This window comes from Neisseria sp. P0022.S010 (genome assembly GCF_051956635.1).
On sequence record NZ_JBQCXF010000634.1, the window covers coordinates 1 to 1,563 of the forward strand.

Genomic DNA, 1,563 nt, shown 5'->3' on the forward strand with positions numbered 1-1,563 from the left:
TGAACGAGAACTACGCTCACCCGGATATGCCTGAAGGCGCAGAAGAAAACATCCTGAAAGGTATGTACCTGCTGAAAGCCGGCGGCAAAGGCGACAAGAAAGTTCAATTGATGGGTTCCGGTACCATTCTGCAAGAAGTCATTGCCGGTGCTGAATTGTTGAAAGCCGACTTCGGCGTGGAAGCAGACATCTGGTCTTGCCCATCTTTCAACCTGTTGCATCGCGACGCTATCGAAGCAGAACGTTTCAACCGCCTGAATCCTTTGGAAACTGCAAAAGTACCGTTTGTTACTTCTCAACTGCAAGGTCATGACGGCCCAGTAATTGCCGCTACCGACTATATCCGCAGCTATGCTGACCGCATCCGTGCCTACATCCCTAACGACTACCACGTCTTAGGCACTGACGGCTTCGGTCGCTCCGACAGCCGTGCCAACCTGCGCAGCTTCTTTGAAGTTGACCGCTACAACGTTGCCGTTGCTGCATTGAGCGCATTGGCAGAGCAAGGCAAAGTCAGCAAAGAAACCGTTCAACAAGCCATTGAAAAATATGGTATCAAAGCCGATTCAGCTCCTAGCTGGAAACGCTAATCGATATTTCAGACGGCCTGCTTGCTTCATTCAGACATCAGGTCGTCTGAAAACCGAATGCTTGAATGGTTTGAACAAACAAACTGTACCGATGCCGTGTGAAACAGTTTTCAGACGGCATCAAACTGAAAAATATTGAAGGAACTCAAATGAGTATTGTAGAAATCAAAGTCCCTGATATCGGCGGCCATGAAAACGTCGACATCATCGCCGTAGAAGTTAAAGTAGGCGACACTATTGCCGTTGACGACACCCTGATTACGTTGGAAACCGACAAAGCCACTATGGATGTACCTGCTGATGCAGCCGGCGTCGTGAAAGAAGTTAAAGTTAAAGTGGGCGATAAAATCTCTGAAGGCGGCGTTATTCTGACCGTTGAAACCGGTGCTGCCGCTGCTGATACCGCTCCGGCTCCTGCAGCTGAAGCTCCTGCTGCTCCAGCTGCTGCGCCTGCAGCCGCTCCTGCCGGTGGCGCTACCGTACAAGTTGTTGTACCTGATATCGGCGGCCACTCTGACGTAGACGTTATTGCCGTTGAAGTTAAAGTCGGCGACACTGTTGCCGTTGACGACACCCTGATTACTTTGGAAACCGACAAAGCCACTATGGACGTACCATGTACCGAAGCCGGTGTGGTTAAAGCCGTATTCCTGAAAGTTGGCGACAAAGTATCCGAAGGATCCGCCATCATCGAAGTAGAAACTGCCGGCTCTGCTGCTGCAGCTCCAGCTCCTGCCACTCAAGCTGCCGCGCCTGCACCAGCTGCCGCTCCTGCTCCTACTGCACCAGCAGCTGCGCCTGCACCTGCTGCTCCTGCTGCTGCCAAAATCGATGAAGCTGCATTTGCAAAAGCGCATGCAGGTGCTTCCGCACGCAAACTGGCGCGCGAATTGGGCGTAGATTTGGGCCAAGTCAAAGGTACCGGTCTGAAAGGCCGTATCATGGGCGAAGACGTTAAAGCCTTCGTTAAATC

The 1,563-nt window shown here is 51.9% G+C and carries 2 protein-coding genes; both read left to right on the forward strand.

The window, feature by feature from the left end:
• The coding region (locus ACTHUT_RS20175) for a transketolase-like TK C-terminal-containing protein (RefSeq protein ID WP_440419579.1) at positions 1 to 590 on the forward strand (590 nt) is incomplete at its 5' end.
• Between the two features lie 149 nt (positions 591 to 739).
• The coding region (locus tag ACTHUT_RS20180; protein WP_440419581.1) for a biotin/lipoyl-containing protein at positions 740 to 1,563 on the forward strand (824 nt) is incomplete at its 3' end.